The following is a 21092-nucleotide window of genomic DNA, read 5'->3' as shown; positions in this document are numbered from 1 at the left end:
GGTGTTCAAGGTACAGAAAATTAATATTAGCTAGTTTTGAGGGAACGAAGTTCTTTCAGGAATTAAATAGTGTGGTGGCGATAGCCAGAAGGATACACCTGTTCCCATGCCGAACACAGAAGTTAAGCTTCTGCACGCCGAGAGTAGTTGGGGGATCGCCCCCTGCGAGGGTAGGACGTTGCCGCGCAAACTAGAAAGTCTTCAATGGTATTTACTATTGAAGGCTTTTGTTTTATATTAAAATAGTACATATTTTAAAGAAATACGGGTGAAATTATGAAGCGATACAGATCCTACCGGCTAAGCTTAGGCTGGCAGATTGTGATTGGTTTGATACTGGGTGTCTTTTTTGGCGTTATCTTTTATAAAAACAACGCTGCAATAACGGTCATGCAGAATATTGGAACCATGTTTATCAACTTGATTCAAATGATTGTGTTACCAATTGTCGTTTCATGTTTAACAGTTGGAATTGCCAGTATGGGTGACATTAAAAAACTGGGTCGGGTTGGTCTAAAGACCATCATCTATTTTGAGCTGATGACGACGGTCGCGATTGCTCTGGGAATGATTGTTGCCAACGTCCTTCATCCAGGAACACTGATTGATATTCACTCTCTTCATGGTTCAGATATTAGTCAGTACATGGCAACAGCTAAGACTGCCCAACATACCGGTATCTGGGGAACACTGATTGGAATTATTCCAATCAACATCTTTAAATCTTTAGCAAATGGCGATATGATGCCGGTCATTTTTTTCACTGTCTTTTTCGGGTTAGGTATTGCTGCCATTGGAGAAAAAGGAAAAATCTTGATCGATGGTTTAAATGCTGTTGCTGAAGTGATGTTTAAAGTCACTAACTGGGTTATGCATGCAGCTCCAATTGGGGTTTGTGCGTTAATCGGAGTTGCCTTGGCAGAAATGGGAATTGGTGCATTGGTACCGCTCGGGTACTTTGTTGCGATTGCCTATGTAACCATGGCAGCCTTCATCTTGGTTATTATGGGGATCGTTGCTAAAATCTTTGGCTTCAGCATATTTGATTTGCTCTTAGTGATTAAAGACGAAATTATCTTGGCATTCTCAACTGCCAGCTCTGAAGCAGTACTGCCCAAGATGATTGAAAAGATGGATAAATTTGGTACCAGTCAGGGAATTGTTTCGTTTGTTATTCCAACTGGTTACACATTTAATCTGGATGGTTCGGCAATCTATCAATCCATTGCTGCATTGTTCCTCGCTCAGGCTTATCACATTAACCTCTCCATCGGTCAACAAATTACCCTACTAGTTGTCCTAATGATTACTTCAAAGGGAATGGCGGGCGTCCCAGGGGCCTCATTTGTTGTCTTACTGGCTACCATCTCTACCATTGGCGTTCCAGTTACCGGTCTGACCTTTATTGCCGGCATTGATCGAATTGTCGATATGGGACGAACGGCCGTGAACGTTGTCGGAAATTCATTGGCAACCGTTGTTATTGGTAAATCTGAAAAAGAATTTGACGAAGCGAAGTCGAAGAAATACATTGCTTCTTTTAAGAAACATCCAGCGACAGAAAATGCTGAATAGGGTATTTTAAAACACTTCAAATGTCAAATTAAGTTAGAAATTTTAGCTGCTCATCAGTGATTTGATTTACGAATGCCTCAAGTGGTGTTTGATAATTGAGACTTTTTCTGGGAATATGGTTCCGTCGACTAGCAACAGCCTGGACAAATTCATCTGATAGCTGGTCCATGATGAGATCATGGTGCAACCCATCCTTACGAAGTAAGTTGTTGGTGTTTTCATTCAACCCACGTTGATTGGGTGCTCCTACAGCGGCAAAGTAAATATTTAAATCAAACTGGTTAGCAATCGTTCGCCAACCGGCGAACTCCTTACCATTATCAAACGTGATGGACTTAAACAAGTGGCGTGGCAGCTTCGTCAACCAGGCTGCTAAACTACGATTGACGTTTTGTGATGACTTGGTATGTGAATTCAAAACAATTGCGACCTTGGTCTGCCGTTCAACCAGTGTGGTTACGGCACCCTGATGGTTTTTGCCTTGAACCGTGTCGCCTTCTAAATGACCGAATTCTCGTTTAAAATTAGGATAGTCCTGATAACGGGTTTTTAAATCTCTGCCCAATTGCCCAGCTTTTCCTCGTCGTTCAACGTACCCATTAGGGTGACGCTGACCATGCATGGGTAAATCTTTGGCGAACAAGCCAAAAGCATCATGTTTGAAAATGCGATATAGGGTTCGTACGCCGCAGCTAAAAGAACGTTCGTGGCGATTAATAATTGTATCTGGTTGCCACCCCGCTTGAATTTTGGCTTGGATATAAACCAGTTCATCAGGGGCTAGTTGAATGGGCTTACGCCCACAATGTTGTTTGTGCCGTCGATAATGTTGTTGGTAATCAATAAGCGTACCGCCAGCGTCAAGAAAACGATAGATGCGATAAACGGTTTCAGCACTCCGGTGGAGTGCTGGTGCTACTCGGTAAGCCTTTTTATTGAGCTTCCAAAAGGAATAAATTGTAGTGAGTTCGTCTATGGTAAGATGAGTATAGGTCATTTGTGATCAGCCTTTCTTTTGATTTCAACACTCAAAAGTCTATCACAAATGGCTTTTTAAATTTCTAACTTAATTTTACAAACAGGGACCCATAGAAGCTTCCGCCAACACTAACTGGAAGCATCTTGATATGAATTCTCTCGGATATGCCTCTAAGCAAAAGGTACTCAAGTACAATTCTGTGAACTGGGGTGAGTTTGAGGGCGATCGCCAGGACTTGTTCAAAGATACCAAGCATGTTGAGTACAAGTACACGAAGCACTCAAGAACTATGGTGATGCGCTATAAGAATCCGCAACGATATTATCTGAAGACAAAGTACAATTACCGGAAGCTGATTTTTCGACATGGACATAAAACACCCATTATCACATACTACATGAAAGTTGGGCATGATAAGTGGAAGTTTGTGAACACTATTCAATTTTGGATGAAGAAGCCAATTAGATATTAACCATCAATATGAACCTCGAAGCACAGTGCTTCGAGGCTTTTGTTTTCACTCCAAACCTTTCAGAATATTGTTTTAATTATGTCCTCAAATCGTTTAATTTTAAACAATTTAGGGACACGGTTAAAACCGCTTGTCTTTAGTAATTAGTGTCATAGCTATGTAAAACTAACTTTACCTGTGAATATCCACTGATTGTTTAGGTAATTGTGTGACAATAAAAAACGCTAACTACATTGAAGTGGTTGGCGCTCGCCTGTGATTTAATTCAACTCAGTGAAATGAATTGCCTTAGGACATTAATCAAAAAAGCCAAAAATATCTTTAATAGCAGCCAAAGCTTGTGCTAATTCTGCCGCATTGACATGATCAACAATCTTGCCGGATCTGGTGATGTAGTCATAACCCAAAAGACCGGTTAAAATAACATGGCCTTCTATCTTATGCGAAGAAAGTGTAATCTGAAAGGGTGCCTTAATTTTAGTTGTATGGGTAATTGAAAAGCCGACAATCATACCGGTCCGTTGATTATATGCTTTATCACTCACAACCAGTAACGGTCTAAAAGTATTACTGGAATCTGGATTATGACCACCATATTCATGGCTGGCGTGCGGTTCACTATCAATCCAGATAAGATCTCCTTGCTGCGGGATGTCTTTAGTCATTCCCAATATCCTCTCGTCCAACCGGTGTGCCATTGTCCCCAATGTTTTCTTCTTCCATTGCTTTTCGAAGATCGTAGTTCGAGTCTGCACTATAAATGTTGTGTCGTACTGGTAGCAAACTGATCACGCCATTTTCATCCTTGATTGGTTCAAACTCAACGTTTTCCCCTACCTTAAACGAAGCAGGAATAGTCACCATAATCGAATTGCCTTGACGCCGTGTTTTTACAGTCATTATTATCACCCTTTCTACACGTAATTATGTATGTAATTACATTCAAATTCAAGAGGTTTATATCGATAAGTTAGAACGACATATTGTGTTTTGTAAGTTGAAAGCTTGGACTGGGAGGCATACACTTATAACCATGTTAAGTACATACAATAGGAGGAAAAGATGAAAATTATCAAAAGTATCTTCAGCTGGATCCTGCCAATTGTGATTGGGCTGGGACTGGCACTGTTCCTTAAGACCTACATTATTTCCCCAGTTCGAGTTGATGGGGACTCGATGATGCCCAACTTACAGAACAACGAGCATGTGGTGATTTTAAAAACAAAGCCGATTAAGCGTCTGTCGGTGGTTGTGTTCAACGCGTATAAATTAGCGCCGGATACCAACCCGAAGACAGAATTTGTAAAGCGAGTTATTGGAATTCCCGGTGACAGGATCACTTATACCAAGACGGGTCATTTGTATGTGAACGGTCAATATATCAAGCAGCCGTTCATTTCCCGTCAACAGCAGGCCACCGGTACATTGAGTAATGTTAATGATAATGGGTTTAACCTATCGATGCTCTCCTCAAAGTGGAACAGGGGCAGGCAAACCGCCGTTGTTCCAAAAGGCCAGTATTTTGTGATGGGGGACAACCGAAACATTTCCTATGATAGCCGCTACTGGGGCTTTGTGCCGAAATCGCATATGGAAGGCGTGGTGTACACGTTCCCATGGGATTCAAATCGTAGTGAGATTAATAATTATGGATAATAAAACGTCCTGCCAGATTTTTCTGACAAGACGTTTTTGTTTTGCTTTACTTATTTTCCATTCAAGGCGCGGACTTGATCAATTAAACCCAGGAATTCATCCGCTGCTGCACGGTAATCTTCAATTTTATCGCCATACTTTTCGTTAAAGCCTTCCAAGCCGCCGGCAACGAACGCATATTCATAATCGTATACTTTTTCATAGGCTGCAGTGAATTTCTGTAGCAAGTCATGATGTTTACCATCCAACTGCAAAGCCATTTGAACAACACGGACATCGGTGTAACCCAGCTCGAACTGAATGGCCCATGCCCGGATGAAGTCGTGTTGGGCCTCGATGTGAGTAAAGTGGTGCTGTGTGTTCCAAGTTAATCGATCCAATGATTTGATAACGTCTAACATGTCATTACCTCCCCTAAATCAGTAACGGTTATCTTTGATCCACGATCATTGAACCGCGTTTGGCTGGGGAGGGCAAGTGATTCGCTTATGAATTAATTTTGCTGACTGAAATCAGAAAGTTAGCAAACAAGCACCCTTGGAGAAGTCTACTCCAAGGGTGCTTGTCATTTCTAAACGAATTTATTTAATCAGTTGTGGTTGAAACACACCCATCACTGTATCCTGTGCGGTAAACACTGGAATTTGGTGACTCAGTGCATTGGCAACGAGTTCTTTTTGATCAGTTGTTTCATCTTCGGAACTTAGGACAAAAGCAAGGTTGTCTGGCCATTCCATACCTTGATGGTAAGTTTTAATACCAAATCCACTACCCTTAAGCTGGTCGACTAGGCTGGTATTCTTAGCGTCAAACTCTGAAAGCAGCGCATCGCCACTCACGTTATTGGTATCGATGTGGTAACTGTCAAATAATGCATTGTGTAAGGCTTCCTGCAAATTGTTTCCAGAACCGATGTCTTCACCGGTTGACTTCATTTCTGGACTCAAGGCAGTTGGGGCACCTGGTAATTTGGCAAATGAGAAGACTGGAGCTTTCACGTAAACCTTGGCTGGTTCTGGATGCAGACCAGGCTTCAGACCAAGTTCATCGAGTGATTTGCCAAGAATCAGTTGGGTTGCCAACTGTGCCAAATGCAGCTTGACGATCTTACTCATGAACGGCACGGTTCTTGATGCCCGTGGGTTCACTTCGATGACGTACACTTCATCAGCAACAATGAATTGAATATTCATCATACCGACAGCGTGGACCTGCTTACCGATTTTAGTGGCAATCTCAACAATTTTTTGCTTTTGATCATCTGTCAAAGTCTGTGGTGGATACATGGCAATTGAATCACCGGAGTGAATACCAGAGCCTTCGAGATGTTCCATAATGCCGGGTACGAATACTTCGTTACCATCACTAAGGATATCAACTTCACATTCAGTGCCGGGAATATATTGGTCAATCAGGATTGGTTCACCGTGGCTGTTTTTGAGGGCGGGGATGAGATATTCGTTTAACTCGTCATCGTTATGGACAACGGCCATTCCTTTACCACCGAGGACAAAGCTTGGACGTACCAATACTGGATAACCAAGCTTGTTGGCAATTTCCAATGCTTCTGGGGCATTGGTTGCGGTGTTACCTTTTGGATGAGCAATGTTTTGATCAATTAATAGTTGTTCGAATTGGTGACGGTCTTCGGTTTGTTCGATTCCATGAAGCGAAGTACCGAGGATTGAAACACCGTGTTTAGTCAAATCTTCAGTGAGGTTGATGGCAGTTTGACCACCGAACTCAACGATCACGCCGATTGGTTGTTCCAAGTTGATAATGTTCATGACACTATCGATGGTTAATGGTTCGAAGTAGAGCTTGTCTGAAATTGAGAAGTCGGTTGAAACCGTTTCAGGGTTGTTATTAATAATAATGGCATTGTAACCAGCTGCTTGAATGGCTTTCACACAGTGAACAGTGGCGTAATCAAATTCCACACCTTGGCCGATTCGAATTGGGCCGGCACCAATAACGACGATGCTGTTGCCAATTGGTTTACTTTCGTTCTCATTTCCAACAGTACTATAGTAGTAAGGCGTTGTACTTTCAAACTCAGCAGCACATGTATCAACCATTTTGTAGACCAAATGTTGATCTTCCATTGAATCCAACTTGACCAGTTGGTCGTCGGTTGCGTGATGAATTGCTTTGATCATGGTGTTGTTGAAGCCTAATTTACGAGCTTTCAATACCATGTCGGCACTGAGTAATCCGTCGGTCAGCTGTTGCTGCATCTTGATGATGTTTTCTAATTTAGATAAGAAGTACATATCAATTTTAGTGGAACGGTTAATTTGTTGGATTGTGGCACCTTTACCGATTGCGGCAAAAATTTCAAACAAACGGTAATCTGTTGGTGTCTTAATCTTTTCCAACAGGTCACCCATTGACATTTTTCGTGTATAAGTCGGAATCAGGTCAGTTTGCGCTTGTTGATCAAGTTCCAAAGATTGAACGGCCTTAAGCAGTGATTCTTCAATGGTACTGCCGATTGCCATGACTTCTCCGGTTGCTTTCATTTGGGTTCCCAGTTTGCGATCTGCGTTTGTGAATTTGTCGAAGGCAAAGCGTGGAATCTTAGCAACCACGTAGTCTAAGGCAGGTTCAAACATTGCAAACGTGGTTTGCGTTATTGGGTTGATGATTTCATCAAGGTTTAAGCCCACTGAAATTTTGGCAGCAATTTTGGCGATTGGGTAGCCGGTTGCTTTTGATGCCAAAGCTGATGAACGGCTGACACGTGGGTTGACTTCGATAACGAAGTACTTTTCACTGTTTGGATCTTGGGCCAATTGAACATTGCAGCCACCCTCAATTTTAAGGGCATTAACAATCGTTAATGATGCGTCACGTAGACGTTGATATTCTTTATCAGTTAAAGTTTGAGTTGGGGCAAAGACGATTGAATCACCAGTGTGAACACCAACCGGATCGAAGTTTTCCATACCAGTGACGATGATTGAACTGCCATGATGATCACGCATAACTTCAAATTCAATTTCTTTAAATCCGGCGATACTCTTTTCAACTAAACATTCGTTTGAAGGTGACATTGTTAAGCCACGGTTCAAGATGGTCTTCATTTCATCGTCATTGTGGGCAATTCCACCACCGGTTCCACCTAAAGTGTAGGCAGGACGAATGATAACCGGATAGTCAATTTGATGAGCGAAGTCCAAGCCATCTTGGAGATCGTAGACGGTCTTTGAATCAGGAATTGGTTGGTGTAATTCCTGCATCAAGTCCTTGAACTTTTCACGGTCTTCGGCTTCGTTGATGGTTTGGAGGCTGGTACCCAGCAATTCAACACCAAGTTCATCAAGGATGCCGTCTTTACTGAGTTCAACGGCGAGGTTCAAACCAGTTTGGCCACCCAAAGTTGGTAGGATTGCATCTGGATGTTCTTTCTTGATAATTTTCTTCAAGCTTGGAACGGTTAATGGTTCCAGATAGACTTTATCAGCAATTTCGTCATCTGTCATGATTGTGGCAGGGTTCGAGTTCACCAAGATAACCGAGTATCCTTCTTCACGAAGACTTAAGCACGCTTGGCTGCCGGCATAATCAAATTCTGCGGCTTGGCCAATGACAATTGGACCTGAGCCGATGATCAATACTTTTTTAATATCTTCTCTTTTTGGCATTAGTGAACCCCTCCGTTTACGTGCATCATATCGATAAATTTGTCAAACAGCTTATTCGCATCGTGTGGTCCCGGTGCTGCTTCAGGGTGATATTGAACGGAGAATACCGGGCGGCCTGGATAACGGAGGCCTTCACATGTTTTGTCATTGACTTCAAGAGCGGTGACTTCCAATGGTGTATCATCAACCGAGTCGACATCAACCGCATAGCCATGATTTTGGGAAGTGATGTAAATGTCACCGGTAATCACATTTTTAACTGGATGATTAATTCCACGATGACCAAATGTCATCTTGTAAGTTTTAGCACCGTTTGCCAAGGCAAGAAGCTGATGTCCCAAGCAAATCCCGAATAGTGGGAAGTTATCTTGGAGCTTTTGAATAACTGGCAGGAAGTCGGAATAATCCGTTGGATCGCCAGGTCCGTTGGATAATAGAATTCCGGTTGGATGTAGGTTGGCAATATCTTCAAATGTTGATTCGGGAGTAACAACTGTTACGTCAATTCCGGGACGCTGCAGTGACTTAACGATGTTGTCTTTAACACCAAAGTCAACAACCACAACGTGTTCAGCATTTTTGGCGTCGCCTGCGGACAATGTAGCTGATTTAATGATCGATGCCTGGCGATCTTCTTCTGTTTGTTTAGTGACTGGTTGATTAGTCAGGCTGGCTTTCATTGTGCCATAGCGGCGAATAATTTTGGTTAACTGTCGGGTGTCAATCCCGCTGATTGCTGGAACCTTTGATTGCTTTAAAAACGCATCGAGGCTGATAACGCTTTGATAGTGAAATACTTGATCAGTCATTTCTTTAACGATGACCGCTGCGGCTTGAACAGTGTCTGATTGGCTGGTTTCCAATGAGATACCATAGTTGCCGATTAATGGATAAGTGAAGCTGATGATTTGATCTTTGTACGACGGATCGGTCAACGTTTCCTGATAACCGGTCATGCTGGTGGTAAAGACAAGTTCACCGTCAATCTCGGCGCCCAAGTCTCCGCAAGCTTCACCAACGAAGACATCTCCGTTTTCCAGAGTTAGATATTTTTTCATGTCCGAACCTCCTCAAATTTTCCTACACAACGACGTGACATTTGCAGTTAACGCTTTTGATTAATTAAGATAGAAGTATTTTGGGGAAATGTCAAGCAAAAATATGCAGTATTTGCTGATATTCGGATAAATATGTACAAATAAAATACAATATGTATATTTATTAATTCATATTAAAATGCTGGAAATGCCGTCCTTATAGATAAGTTATTCGTTTCTTAAAAATATATTCGAACTTCTGGATAAATAATCATTTTAAAAAAATAATTTTGCAAATAGACTTGTTTTTTCTCTCAAAATAGAATATGATTCTAAGTAATCAAACAGAACCTTTAACATTAACCCCGTGAGGTTAAGAAGGTATGGCGAATCTTGAGGAATACTCAAGGCAAACTAAAACGGTTCTTCGTCAACTGTTGTTGGTGAACAAAATATTGGAGTTCTAATCACTTGGTGATTAGGGCTCTTTTTGTATGAACTCGAAAAGCGAACAGCACTCTTAGCCGGAATCTGAAGAAGTTTCGGTAACCAAATCCAGTGCGCTTAATGACTTTAATCTTGTTGTTTGAACCTTCTAAGGGCCCGTTGGTGTAGTGGTGGGTGAAAGTGTTGCCAATTTCATCATGATGAGCCGCCAAGGTTTGGAGGGCTGCCAACATCTCTTCCGAGCACCCCTGCAGGTGGTGAAAGGCTTGATTATAGTTGGGCCAGTCGCGGTTTTTGATGGTTTCACGTAACCAATTCATCACGTCGTAAGTTTGCTTGAGCTCGGGATCAATGTCCAGTAAAGCATCAACCACATCCGTGGCAGTTGCCGGATAAGGGAAGTTTGTCCACTTGCGGAAAGCCTCGTAGTTAAGGTGATTGGCCGGCGTTAATAATAGTTTCCAATAGCGTTTCAAGGCGTGATACTGGCGCGAGGAAGTGGCCAGGGTTTTCATGAGACGCACTCGCGTCTTGTTAAAAGCCCGGTTTAAAGCGTTAACTAAGTGAAAAGGATCAATAACAACGATGGCGTTCGGGAAGATCTGCCCAACCAATTTGGGATAGGTATAGTTCATATCGGTGACGATAATTTTCACATTTTCTCGTGCGGCTTGGTCATAATGCTGGAAATACTTTTGAAGCTGATAGATGGTTCTAAAGGGCAATAGGTCAATTAATTCGTGGGTTTCGGCGTCCATAAATTCAAAGCTCATCGCGTCGGTGGCACTCTTAGTGCTTTTAACTTCGTCCATGAGGAGAACTTTGGGTAAGTAGTGCCAGTTGGTTTTAAAGTCCCGTTCAGCCCGTAAGAGCTGCCGACCAACGAATGAATCCGAAGTGGACAATTCATTGGCAATGTGTTTGAGGCTCACTGGTTCCGTTAACTTCTCTAAACATTGTTTCCGGGTTGTATTTGAAATCGTGCAGTGCTTCGGCACTGCACTCGTCTGCGCCAGGAAGTTGGTATGACAAGCCTTACAGTGAAAGTTTCGCCGATTGAGGCATAGGATAACCGTGCTGCCCAATGTTTTAGCGAATCTAATGGTGGTCCTTCGCCAACCATAGCCAATGATCTGGTGATCATTAATAACCCCACAGTTGCGGCAAGCCTTGGGGGAATAGTTCAGCGACCCGTTTAATCGGATCACCCCATCATCACCTATTTTGCCATTCTCAATTTTTAAGTGTTTATCATCTATTCCTAACAACATTTTCGTAGTATCATTTGACATAGGGCATTTCCTTCTTTCTCTAAAATCTTCGTGGTTGTTGGTTTTGATGAACGGACAGGAAATGTCCGCTTTTTTATTCTAATGAAAAACAAAAAATCTGTCATCAGTAATAGATAAAAATCTATTACCAACAACAGATATTGTAGAGCCACTAAAACCTCTTTACCGAACGCGGTAAAGAGGTTTTTTGTTACATATCTAGATTCTTATTGACGATTTAACTGTTCCCGTGAGAGCAAAACGTCTGAAATGTGGTTTCCTACACATAACGAGCGCTTTGCGAACACGGCAAGGCGCTTTTAATTTTAGGAGGAAATCACAATGATGCAGATTACTAAACCGGTAAGTTTTGAAAATGTTGTAAGTATGGAAGACCTTTCAACCGACGATGTTTTATCATTCATCCATGAAGCACAGGATTTCAAGGCCGGAAAGCAAATTGAATTGAAGCGGCCAGTATACGCTGCCAACCTTTTCTTTGAAAGCAGTACACGAACTCATACCAGCTTTGAAATGGCAGAACGTAAATTAGGACTTCAAGTTGTCAACTTTGATCCTTCAAACAGCTCATTAAGCAAAGGCGAATCAATGAGTGACACAGTTAAGACATTCCAAGCTATCGGCGTTGACTTGGTTGCCATCCGTGATCGAAAGAACGAATACTACAAAGACTTAATCGCTGATCCAAACATCCACGTTGGAATTGCCAATGGTGGTGACGGTTCAGGTCAACATCCATCACAATCATTACTTGACATGATGACTATATATGAAGAGTTTGGTCATTTTGAAGGATTGAAAGTTGCCATCGTTGGTGACTTGACCCACTCACGAGTTGCCCGTTCCAACATGGAAGTTTTGACCATGCTTGGCGCTCACGTATACTTCGGCGGACCAAAGAAGTGGTACACCAAAGAATTTGCCAAATATGGTGAATGGATGCCAATCGACGATTTGGTAGAAAATATGGACGTTATGATGTTCTTACGAGTTCAACACGAACGAATTGCTGACGACGAGAACGGCGCCTTCTCTGCTGAAAAGTACCATGAACAATATGGTTTAACTGCAGAACGTGAATCAAGAATGCCACAACGCTCAATCATTATGCATCCAGCTCCTGTTAACCGCGGTGTTGAAATTGCTGATGAATTGGTTGAATGCGACAAATCACGAATCTTCCAACAAATGCATAACGGTGTATTTATCCGTATGGCACTCATGACCAGCATGCTTCGTAACCGCGACCTTATTAAGGAAGAATATTAATAGCGAGGAGAATCTCAACTGATGAAACGCATAATTGCCAACGGACAAGTCCTTGATCATGGAGAATTAGTTAAGCGCGATATTTTAATTGAAGATGACAAGGTGGCAGCAATTGCCCCTAAGATTTCAACTGATGGTGTTGATGATGTGATTGATGCCAAAGGGAACTTTGTCAGTGCCGGCTTGATTGACGTGCACGTGCATTATCGTCAACCTGGTCAAGAAGACAAGGAAACGATTAAGACCGGTAGTGAAGCAGCAGCTCATGGTGGATTTACCACCGTTTGTGCAATGCCCAATGTTACCCCTGCGCCAGACTCGGTTAATAATATAGAAGCTTTAATTAAATTGAACCAATCCGATGGGGTTGTTCATATCAAGCAATATGCAACTATCACGACCAATCGTGGCGGTGATGAACTGGTTGATTTCAAAGCATTAAAGGATGCCGGCGCCTTTGCATTTAGCAATGACGGCAATGGGATTCAAAAGAGCAGTACGATGTATGAAGCAATGCAACATGCCGCTAAGCTGGATATGGCAATTGTTGAACACGTTCAAGATGATGCCTTAACATACGGCGGCGTCTTGAACAGTGGAGCAGCCAAGCGTCTTGGCATGAAAGAAATGCCATGGGTTAGTGAAACGTCACAGGTTGCCCGAGATGTGATCCTAGCAGAAGCAACTGGTGTTCATTACCATGTCTGCCACGCTTCATCCAAACATACCGTCAACGTGATTCGAGCTGCTAAACAAGCCGGAATTAACGTGACCGCGGAAGTATCACCGCATCATTTGTTATTATCAGATGCAAACATAAAAGAAGACAATTCAATGTATAAAATGAATCCGCCTCTGCGTGGAGAGGATGATCGACAAGCATTAATCGAAGGATTGCTGGATGGCACCATCGATATGATTGCCACCGATCATGCTCCACACACCAAGGCAGATAAGGATCAATCAATTGCGACTGCATCGTTTGGAATTACCGGAAGTGAAACGGCATTTAGCATGCTGTACACCAGATTTGTTAAGACCGGTCGATTCACTTTGGAACAATTGATTAACTGGATGACCAACAAACCTGCATCCGTGTTTAAAATGAAAAATGCCGGAACCCTTGAAGTGGGCAAGCCGGCTGACATTGCAATCTTTGATTTGAAAGATGAACATGAAATCAAAGAGAGCGAGTACTTATCAAAAGGTAAGAATTCACCATTCACAGGCGAAACCGTATATGGCGACACTGTGATGACCTTGGTGGATGGAAAAATCGTCTATTCAAAATAAATTAAAAAGCTGTTGTTTATCGAGACTCCTAACTCGGTGAACAATAGCTTTTTTGTTATTTAAGAAACATCATATAATAGCCAATTGATGAAACGGCTTGGGCGGTGTTCACCTTGCCTTCTTTGACCCATTCAACTACCTGATCAAGTGGCACCAATTCACTGTTGACGAATTCATCCTTGTCAAAATGGCGGGGAACCCGTTCCTCTGGATTGAATTTAATGAGCATTAAATCAGCAAACTGATCCATAAAACCTTCAGAAGAAGTAATTCGAGTCATTTTGGTCACGGACTTAGCGACGTAGCCGGTTTCTTCACGCAGTTCGCGGGCTGCCGCATGCTCAGCCGTTTCACCCGGGTTCACAATTCCCGCAGGAACGGAAACTGAATCACTGTTGACACCGGCTCTGTATTCACTGGTCATAACCACTTTTTGATCAGGTGATATGGCGAGAATTGTGATTGTCGGATCAGTCTTGATAAGATCCCGTTCCACTTTCAAGCCGTCTGGTGTCTTAATATGAAGCTGATCAACCGCAAACACGCGGCCCTTATAGACATTCTTATCATCAAGAATCTTTCCGGGTTGATGCCATGTTTTGAACATTTTTTGATCTCCTTTTTCAACCAAAGGCAACATTAAGCAACTGAGCTTAATTTGATTGGAAATATGATAAATGAATTTACACGCTGAATAAATCATATCATATTTCTCATAACCTGATTAACTGGTCATTTTAATGCCTACGATGCTGACGAGCAGTAAGATCACAAATCCCCACGTAATTGGAGAAATTTTATCCCCAAACAAAACAATCCCAGCAATGACCGTTCCAACTGCACCAATTCCTGTCCACACCGGATAGGCAATGCTGAGCGGTAGTGTTTTCGTCGCGTGAGCTAATAAGAAGAAGCTGATCAGCATGCCGGCAATTGTGACGATGGATGGCATTAGATTAGTAAAGCCGTGACTATATTTCATGGCGGTTGCCCAAACAACTTCAAAGATTCCCGCAATAACTAAAAATACCCAATTCATAAAAATCCTCCTAAAGAAAAAGGGTACCCCTCACAATTCCTTCTAAGACCTAACGGAATTGTAAAAAGTACCTAAAGTTGCTGCCCGGTGGCAGTCGAATATGAAGTTGATATTAGTGTAGCACATTTGAATTTGAAAGTGAATTTTGGTGCTACTTCTTGACACCTAGTTTTCTTTCCAAAGCTTGTGTGAGCAGCTTTGAGAAGTTAATATTTGATTCCATACCTCTTTCATTTAAATAGTGGGGAATATTAACTGTTTTTTTGACTGGTTGAGAATCATGTTGTCGACGATAGGCACTGATATTGACATCTACTAATGTGGACAACTCATCCGGTTCAGTTTTTGGAATATCATAGATTGAAGTGGGAACAGCCATCCCATCATCAATTAAATCCATGACTTTTAAGCCAATATAATCACGGCTCATTTCGATGGCATCTTCGATTGAAGTTCCTTGAGTGTGTCCATTTAATGCAGGAATGCTGACAATATAAGGGACTGACTTATCTTTTGGATCTTTGGAAATGATGATCGGATAAACAACTATCTTATCTTTCATGATTGCCTCCATTTAATATGTTATTTCAAGTGATGCTTTCGAATTAAATCTCTTGCAAGAAATTCATTGATGTCTGGATGTCTTGGTATGACTTCTTTATCTTTGCCATTAGTCCAAATATCATGATTTCCACCATGTCGATACAAATACCATCCGCCGTGAGTAAATAATTTCAAAAGATATTTTCGTTTCATGGAGATATTGTCCCCACTTTCTTATATTTTATACGTGCGCCGTACGTACGTCAAACAGATACAAAGTATCTTTGTCGTGCATCCGTAGCTGCCTTATAAATATAATTACGGTGAAATACAGCATAATTATTTATTAGAGTACAAAAAACTGACCCCTTAACAACCAAAATTTGTTTGGTTGTAAGGGGCCAGTTCACTTCTATGGATTAATATTTTTATTTCTGTAGCACTCGTACTCGATAGACAGCATCGATCTTGCTCAACCGATCAACCAGCTTATGTTCCTCTTCGTTTTTAAGATCATCCAGGTCAACGATCGTGTAGGCAACCCCATCACGAGCTGCGTTGCTCATACCTTCGATGTTAATGTCGGCTTCGGCCAGCAAAGTCGCAATTTGACCAACCATGTTGGGAATGTTCTTATGAATCAGAGTAAGACGATAGGGGGTGTTAAACGGCACCTTGAGATTTGGCAAGTTAACTGAATTTTCGATATTTCCGGTTTCCAAATAGGTCATGATGGTGTTGGCACCTTGAGTGGCACCATTCGCTTCAGCTTCCAGGGTTGAACCACCGATATGTGGCGTAACAACGACATCGTCACGATTTAATAAGACGTTTTCACCAAAGTCGGTATAGTAAGTTCGAATCTTGCGGGCATCCAAGTAATCCACAGCTGCTTCGTTATCAACAATCCCGTCACGCGAGTAATTGAACAGCTTGACGCCATCCTTCATGATTTCCATTTGCTCAGGTCCAATTAAACCGGTTGTTTCTTCATTCTTTGGAACGTGGACGGTCACGTAATCTGCCTGTTGGAGAGCTTCCCCCAGAGTGTTGGCACGGGTGATGGTGGTCGAGATGTGCCATGCGGCATCAGCCGACAAATAAGGGTCGTAGCCAATCACTTTCATACCCAGGGCACTGGCGGCGTTGGCAACCAGTGAGCCGACGTGGCCAACCCCGATAACTGCCAAAGTTCTACCAGTTAGTTCAGTTCCTTTGAATTTGGTCTTATCCTTTTCAGTGCGTAATGAAATGTCGGCACCACTGTTATGGGCAGCATAGTCCGCCGCGGCAAAGAGATTTCGTGATGATGCAATTAATAATGAGATGATCAATTCCTTTACGGCGTTGGCATTACTTCCGGGGGTATTAAATACTGCTGTGCCATTTTCAGTTGCCTGATCCAGTGGGATGTTGTTAAATCCGGCACCGGCTCTGGCGATGACCTTTAAGCTCTTTGGGAACTTTTGGTCATGAAGATTGACCGAACGAATAAGATAGGCATCCGCATCGTCGGTTTTATTGATTTGGTAGTTGTCGGTAAATTGATCCAACCCGGCTTGAGCAATTGCATTATATGTTTTTACTTGATACATGTGAATTCCCCCTAATGTTGTTTTTCGAAGTTGTGTAAACAGTCGACTAAGGCTTGAACACCTTCAAGCGGCATTGCGTTGTATAGGCTTGCCCGCAGGCCACCGACACTTCGGTGACCTTTCAGATTCATTAAGCCGGCTTCGGCAGTTGCTTGAATGGCTTGTTTGTCCAAATCTTCATCACCGGTTGTGAATGGAATGTTGGTTAACGAGCGGTCGGATTCTTTAATATGGTTGGCAAATAATTTTGAATCGTCGAGAAAATCGTAGAGTAGGGATGCTTTTTGCTTGTTGCGCTTTTCGATTTCGGCAATGCCACCTTGGTCTTTCAGCCATTTCAGGACCAATCCGGTTGCGTAAATGTTGAAGACGGGTGGGGTATTAAACATCGAATTTTTCTTAACAAACAAGTTGTAGTTGAGGATGCTTGGAATGTGCTTAACCGGTTTGACCAAATCATCACGGACAATTACCAACGTGACTCCGGCTGGTCCAAGATTCTTTTGAACGCCACCGAAGATTAAGCCAAAGTCTTTGACATTATATTCTTCGGCCATGAAGTTGGACGACAAGTCGCCGACTAATGTCACATCACCGTGCTGCGGAATCTTGTGATACGCGGTTCCTTCAATCGTGTTATTGGTTGTGATATGGAGATAATCATATTGATTTGAGGAGATTGGCTCATCATAGTGCGGCAGTTCTTGGTAATGCTGATCCTTGGTGGATGCCAGCACGTCGACTTGATAACCGAGATTGGTTGCTTCATCGCCGGCACGGGATGCCCAGTGACCACTGTCTAACAAAGCAATCCGTTTGTGATTGGTTGCCAAATTCATTGGTATCGCAGCAAATTGCCCTGTGCCACCCCCTTGGAAGAACAAGACATGGTAGTTTTCGGGAACGTGCATCAAATCTCTCACGTCTTGTTCGGCGGTGTTAATGATATTGTCGAACAATGCGGAACGATGTGAAATCTCCATGATGGACATGCCACTGCCATTAATTGAAGGCAGTTCGTCTTGAATTTGCTTAATTACCGAATCAGGAAGGGTTGCGGGCCCAGCCGCAAAATTATAGATAGTCATTACCAAATCTCCTTTGTTAAAATTAAAATCTCCCACAGACTTATCGACTGTGAGAGCTTCAAACTTGCGTTATTAGCGGTCTCACAGTGATGAAAAAGATTCATCTATGCAAGGCCTTTTGTAAAATCATGCATTTCAAAAGATAGCCCACACAGATGTGACTGTGGACCAGGAGGATGATGTCATTGTGTTGGCAGCTAAAATAATGTTCATGTGAACGACCTCCATTTCTTATAATTAGAATTTAACAGAACTCTCAGATAAAAGCAACACTATTCTTGAATATATTTCTAACATGAATGTTTGCAAGTGCATAAATAACATGGTAAATTCAATAAATAATAGATAAGTGACTTGGAGGCAATTAGATGACTGACTTTTACTTTGTACGGCATGGCCAAACGGCCGCAAATGCTGCCGGACTGAAGCAGGGGACCATTAATACAGAAATAACCTATTTATCGGAAACCGGAAAGAAACAGGCGGAAAGTTTGCGGAAAGGTTTCGATATCTCGTTTGCGGATCAAATCATTGCAAGCCCACTACAGCGGACAAAGGATACTGCAGCCATCTTAAATCGAGACGCGAACTTACCGGTAACTTATGACAAACGGCTTCTGGAAATTTCATATGGCAGCTGGGATGGTGAAAAGAACGCCGATCTGATGAGCAAATATCCGGAATTATTCGATCATGTTCTCAATGATGCTTTGCCGACTTATGCCGCCGTTGCGGATGGTGAGACTTTTTCCCATGTGATTGACCGGATCGATGCTTTCATGACTGAAGTTTCAGCTAAGTATCCTGACCAAAAAATTGTTTTGATCACCCATGGTTTTACGATTAAAGCTGCGGTATTGGCTGCCATCGGTCGCCCGACAGATATGATGGTCATTGAAGAGCCGGACAACACCAGTGTCACCCGGATTACCAGAGACGTTTCAAATAATTCGTATTATCTCAGATACTACAATCGGGTTGTTAATTCTCATTTTTAACAAACGTTTGACAAACGTTTTCTAATCATTTATATTTATTGCATCAAGTAACGAAAGAGGAGGAAGCCATTCATGCAAATGTCAGTTGCTAAATTCATGTGCTGTTCAATGTGTCAAGCTCAGGTTAGCGCTGATCGTGGCTTCTTTGGTAAACGATTCGATTTTAGGATAAGGCTCTCAGACTAAAAGTTTGGGATGCCATCCAAAATCATGAATACCAAGAGTGCCTTCATTCAGCGTTTAGCGTTGGGTGAGGCACTCTTTTTGTTTATCAAGATGAATGGACCTCGAACGATAAAATATTGAAGGTGGCGGTTGCTGTGTGTAGTCAGATGTTGATTGAAGTGAACGAAAATTAGTCATTCTTTGGAGGAATAATCATGCGAAAATTCAGATCACTGTTATTGTTGGCCTTTGTCGGTATTTTAACCATTACACTGGCCGCATGTGGCCAAACGGCAACCAAGTCCAACAGTCAGAAGCAAACTTTAAATCTCAGCTCAACCGCGCCACTTGATACCATTGATATTTCCAAATCAACCGGTTACGGTTCAACCGGTAATGCCTTTGAGAGTTTCTACCGATTGGGAAAGGGCGGTAAACCAACGGCAGGACTTGCCAAGAGCGCCAAAGTTTCCAAAGACGGTAAGACTTGGACGTTTACGCTCCGAAACGCTAAATGGAGTAATGGCGACAAAATTACCGCTCAGGACTTTGTTTATTCATGGCGCCGAACATTGAAGCCAAGCACCAAGTCGACCTATGCTTATCTCTTCAGTGGCATTAAGAATGCTGATCAGGTTAATGCCGGTAAATTATCACCGGATAAGATCGGGATCAAAGCCCTCAACAGCAAGACCGTCCAGATTCAACTTGAAAAGCCAATTGCCTATTTCAAAGTATTGATGGCCTATCCTTTATTTGGCCCACAAAATCAAAAAGTTGTTGATAAATATGGCAAGAAATACGGTACCAACTCCAAGTACATGGTTTACTCAGGACCCTTTACCATCAAAAATTGGAACGGGACCGGCAACAAATGGCAGTTCGTTAAGAACAATCAGTATTGGGACAAGAGCGTTGTTAAGCTTCATAAAATCAAGTATACCGTTGTTGCCAGCCCATCTACCGGTCTTGAACTGTATCAACAAGGTAAACTTGATTTAACGCCACTTTCAAACGAGCAAGTTAAGCATTATAAGAACAATAAAGAATTTCAACAATATCCGTACTCTTATATTGGCTATATTAAATACAACTTTAAGGATGCCAACCTGACCAAGCGTAAGGCGATGAGCAATAAAGATATCCGATTGGCCATTTCACTGGCAATCAATCGTGAGCAGCTTACCAAGAAGGTCTTAGGAGACGGCTCCGATACCCCAACCGGTTTTGTGGCTTCAGGTCTTGCCAAGAATCCTAAGACCGGCGAAGACTTTGCCAAGGAACAGTCCGTTCCCAACACTGTGGACTATAACGTTAAGTTGGCTAAGCAGCATTGGCAAAAGGGGCTTAAAGCCTTGGGAACCAAAAACGTGACGTTGACCATCACATCTTCCAATGATGACCCGACAAGCAGCCCAATTACTCAGTACATGAAGTCGGAACTTCAAAAGGATCTGCCTGGATTTAAGCTGAACATCAGAAATGTTCCGGGTCAGGTTGCTAATCAGGAAGTCTTAAAAGGTGACTTCGATCTCTCACTTTCAGGATGGGGTGCTGATTTCAACGACCCAATTTCATTCCTGCAGATTCCAGAGACTGGCACATCATATAATAGTGGCAAGTACAGTAATGCTGCCTATGATAAACTGATCAAACAGGCTCAAAATCAGGATGCCAACAACGCTGACAAACGTTGGTCTGATCTGGTAAAAGCCGCTAAGTTATTTAATGCGGATCAGGGGATGACACCACTGTACCAACAAGTAACGTCATACCTGCAAAAGCCTGCTGTAAAAGGCATTATTCATAACACAGCCGGAACTCAGTGGAGTTACAAGTATGCTTATATGAAATAGAAAAAAGATGAGAGTGGGACAAGAGGCGTTTTGATCCCAGAATTTAAGAGCATAAATCGATTATTCCTGGTTTTGGAATGATTGATTTATGCTCTTAAATGGCTGGGATCAGCCGATTGTCGCACGTTTTAGCAAAGTAAT

20 protein-coding genes and 1 rRNA gene are annotated in these 21092 nt (G+C 42.4%); 8 read left to right on the top strand and 13 right to left on the bottom strand.

Annotated elements, in window-relative coordinates; all coding sequences use genetic code 11:
- The first annotated feature begins 70 nt into the window (after window positions 1-70).
- Window positions 71-187 (top strand): 5S ribosomal RNA (rrf, locus tag DNL43_RS03870).
- A gap of 89 nt (window positions 188-276) precedes the next feature.
- The gene (locus tag DNL43_RS03865) at window positions 277-1575 is read left to right on the top strand and encodes a cation:dicarboxylate symporter family transporter (protein ID WP_056982506.1); all 1299 of its coding nucleotides are present in this window, start codon (window positions 277-279) and stop codon (window positions 1573-1575) included.
- 28 nt (window positions 1576-1603) lie between these two features.
- Here the strand turns inward: DNL43_RS03865 and DNL43_RS03860 are convergent, their stop codons facing one another.
- Window positions 1604-2572, bottom strand: a complete 969-nt coding sequence (locus DNL43_RS03860) for an IS30 family transposase (protein ID WP_054769923.1) — start codon at window positions 2570-2572, stop codon at window positions 1604-1606.
- 130 nt (window positions 2573-2702) lie between these two features.
- Here DNL43_RS03860 and DNL43_RS03855 point away from each other — a divergent pair, with 130 nt between their 5' ends.
- Window positions 2703-3026 (top strand): hypothetical protein, encoded by a 324-nt coding sequence (locus tag DNL43_RS03855; protein WP_054769850.1) that lies wholly within the window; start codon window positions 2703-2705, stop codon window positions 3024-3026.
- Between the two features lie 296 nt (window positions 3027-3322).
- Here the strand turns inward: DNL43_RS03855 and DNL43_RS03850 are convergent, their stop codons facing one another.
- Window positions 3323-3691 carry a type II toxin-antitoxin system PemK/MazF family toxin gene (locus tag DNL43_RS03850; protein WP_054769845.1) on the bottom strand — a complete coding sequence of 123 codons (369 nt, stop codon included), beginning with the start codon at window positions 3689-3691 and terminating at the stop codon, window positions 3323-3325.
- Complete coding sequence (mazE, locus tag DNL43_RS03845; RefSeq protein WP_054769846.1) at window positions 3684-3926, bottom strand: type II toxin-antitoxin system PemI/MazE family antitoxin; 243 nt, start codon at window positions 3924-3926, stop codon at window positions 3684-3686. The genes DNL43_RS03850 and mazE overlap by 8 nt, the downstream gene beginning before the upstream one ends.
- Window positions 3927-4088: 162 nt before the next feature.
- Between mazE and lepB the strand changes: the two genes are divergently transcribed.
- Window positions 4089-4682 carry a signal peptidase I gene (gene lepB / locus DNL43_RS03840; protein ID WP_054769847.1) on the top strand — a complete coding sequence of 198 codons (594 nt, stop codon included), beginning with the start codon at window positions 4089-4091 and terminating at the stop codon, window positions 4680-4682.
- 50 nt (window positions 4683-4732) lie between these two features.
- On the opposite strand, the gene DNL43_RS03835 is transcribed toward lepB, so the two are convergent.
- The 4 genes from DNL43_RS03835 to DNL43_RS03820 all read right to left on the bottom strand — a co-directional run bounded on the left by DNL43_RS03835 (window position 4733) and on the right by DNL43_RS03820 (window position 11105).
- On the bottom strand, window positions 4733-5083 hold the full coding sequence (locus DNL43_RS03835) for a hypothetical protein (protein ID WP_054769848.1): 351 nt from the start codon (window positions 5081-5083) through the stop codon (window positions 4733-4735).
- 180 nt (window positions 5084-5263) lie between these two features.
- The gene (gene carB / locus DNL43_RS03830; RefSeq protein ID WP_056982411.1) at window positions 5264-8329 is read right to left on the bottom strand and encodes a carbamoyl-phosphate synthase large subunit; all 3066 of its coding nucleotides are present in this window, start codon (window positions 8327-8329) and stop codon (window positions 5264-5266) included.
- Complete coding sequence (locus tag DNL43_RS03825; RefSeq protein ID WP_054769849.1) at window positions 8329-9387, bottom strand: carbamoyl phosphate synthase small subunit; 1059 nt, start codon at window positions 9385-9387, stop codon at window positions 8329-8331. Before DNL43_RS03825 ends, carB begins: the two co-directional genes overlap by 1 nt.
- 446 nt (window positions 9388-9833) lie before the next feature.
- The gene (locus DNL43_RS03820; RefSeq protein ID WP_054769919.1) at window positions 9834-11105 is read right to left on the bottom strand and encodes an ISL3 family transposase; all 1272 of its coding nucleotides are present in this window, start codon (window positions 11103-11105) and stop codon (window positions 9834-9836) included.
- A gap of 321 nt (window positions 11106-11426) precedes the next feature.
- Between DNL43_RS03820 and DNL43_RS03815 the strand changes: the two genes are divergently transcribed.
- Together DNL43_RS03815 and DNL43_RS03810 are read left to right on the top strand one after the other, a co-directional pair.
- Window positions 11427-12374 carry an aspartate carbamoyltransferase catalytic subunit gene (locus DNL43_RS03815; RefSeq protein ID WP_054769541.1) on the top strand — a complete coding sequence of 316 codons (948 nt, stop codon included), beginning with the start codon at window positions 11427-11429 and terminating at the stop codon, window positions 12372-12374.
- Window positions 12375-12395: 21 nt separating this feature from the next.
- Window positions 12396-13667, top strand: a complete 1272-nt coding sequence (locus DNL43_RS03810; RefSeq protein ID WP_054769540.1) for a dihydroorotase — start codon at window positions 12396-12398, stop codon at window positions 13665-13667.
- A 55-nt stretch (window positions 13668-13722) separates the two neighbouring features.
- Here the strand turns inward: DNL43_RS03810 and DNL43_RS03805 are convergent, their stop codons facing one another.
- The 6 genes from DNL43_RS03805 to serC all read right to left on the bottom strand — a co-directional run bounded on the left by DNL43_RS03805 (window position 13723) and on the right by serC (window position 17932).
- Window positions 13723-14274 (bottom strand): NUDIX hydrolase, encoded by a 552-nt coding sequence (locus tag DNL43_RS03805; RefSeq protein WP_054769542.1) that lies wholly within the window; start codon window positions 14272-14274, stop codon window positions 13723-13725.
- A gap of 117 nt (window positions 14275-14391) precedes the next feature.
- A complete protein-coding gene (locus tag DNL43_RS03800) occupies window positions 14392-14706 on the bottom strand; it encodes a DMT family transporter (RefSeq protein ID WP_056983112.1) in 315 nt (104 codons plus the stop codon).
- A gap of 151 nt (window positions 14707-14857) precedes the next feature.
- Window positions 14858-15268: a type II toxin-antitoxin system HicB family antitoxin gene (locus DNL43_RS03795; RefSeq protein WP_056983114.1), complete on the bottom strand. Its 411-nt coding sequence runs from the start codon at window positions 15266-15268 to the stop codon at window positions 14858-14860.
- A 20-nt stretch (window positions 15269-15288) separates the two neighbouring features.
- Window positions 15289-15444 carry a type II toxin-antitoxin system HicA family toxin gene (locus tag DNL43_RS03790; protein WP_263863751.1) on the bottom strand — a complete coding sequence of 52 codons (156 nt, stop codon included), beginning with the start codon at window positions 15442-15444 and terminating at the stop codon, window positions 15289-15291.
- A 233-nt stretch (window positions 15445-15677) separates the two neighbouring features.
- Window positions 15678-16844, bottom strand: coding sequence for a phosphoglycerate dehydrogenase (locus DNL43_RS03785; protein WP_054769539.1), 1167 nt, complete (start codon window positions 16842-16844; stop codon window positions 15678-15680).
- A gap of 11 nt (window positions 16845-16855) precedes the next feature.
- Window positions 16856-17932 (bottom strand): 3-phosphoserine/phosphohydroxythreonine transaminase, encoded by a 1077-nt coding sequence (serC, locus tag DNL43_RS03780; RefSeq protein WP_054769538.1) that lies wholly within the window; start codon window positions 17930-17932, stop codon window positions 16856-16858.
- A gap of 368 nt (window positions 17933-18300) precedes the next feature.
- On the opposite strand from serC, the gene DNL43_RS03775 reads away from it, so the two are divergent.
- Both DNL43_RS03775 and DNL43_RS03770 read left to right on the top strand, forming a co-directional pair.
- Window positions 18301-18930, top strand: coding sequence for a histidine phosphatase family protein (locus DNL43_RS03775; protein ID WP_056983116.1), 630 nt, complete (start codon window positions 18301-18303; stop codon window positions 18928-18930).
- Between the two features lie 380 nt (window positions 18931-19310).
- Window positions 19311-20951, top strand: a complete 1641-nt coding sequence (locus DNL43_RS03770) for a peptide ABC transporter substrate-binding protein (RefSeq protein ID WP_056983118.1) — start codon at window positions 19311-19313, stop codon at window positions 20949-20951.
- Window positions 20952-21092 lie beyond the last annotated feature (141 nt).

The organism is Lentilactobacillus kefiri, assembly GCF_009739535.1.
Lineage (GTDB): Bacteria > Bacillota > Bacilli > Lactobacillales > Lactobacillaceae > Lentilactobacillus > Lentilactobacillus kefiri.
The sequence above is the reverse complement of the archived record's forward strand: the minus strand, read 5'-3'. Positions and strand labels throughout refer to the sequence as shown.